1 pseudogene is annotated in these 254 nt (G+C 64.6%); it reads left to right on the forward strand.

Going from position 1 to position 254, the window contains the following annotated elements:
* Nucleotides 1-166, forward strand: a pseudogene (locus tag X743_RS0137720) (adenine phosphoribosyltransferase); the annotation flags it as partial.
* Nucleotides 167-254 lie beyond the last annotated feature (88 nt).

The following is a 254-nucleotide window of genomic DNA, read 5'->3' on the forward strand; positions in this document are numbered from 1 at the left end:
CGCCACCGGCGGCACGGCGGAGGCGGCGGTCAAGCTGCTGAGGCAGATCGGCGCCGATATTCTTGCCGCGTGCTTCGTCATCGACCTGCCGGATCTCGGCGGACGGGCGAAGCTCGAAGCGCTGGGCGTGCCGGTGCGGACGTTGATCGGGTTTGAGGGGCATTAGAGAGTAGGGAGAAGGGAGTAGGGAGTAGGGAGTAGGGAGTAGGGAGTAGGGAGTAGGGAGTAGGGAGTAGGGAGTAGGGAGTAGGGAG

The organism is Mesorhizobium sp. LNHC232B00, assembly GCF_000502435.1.
In the GTDB taxonomy this organism is placed as follows: domain Bacteria; phylum Pseudomonadota; class Alphaproteobacteria; order Rhizobiales; family Rhizobiaceae; genus Mesorhizobium; species Mesorhizobium opportunistum.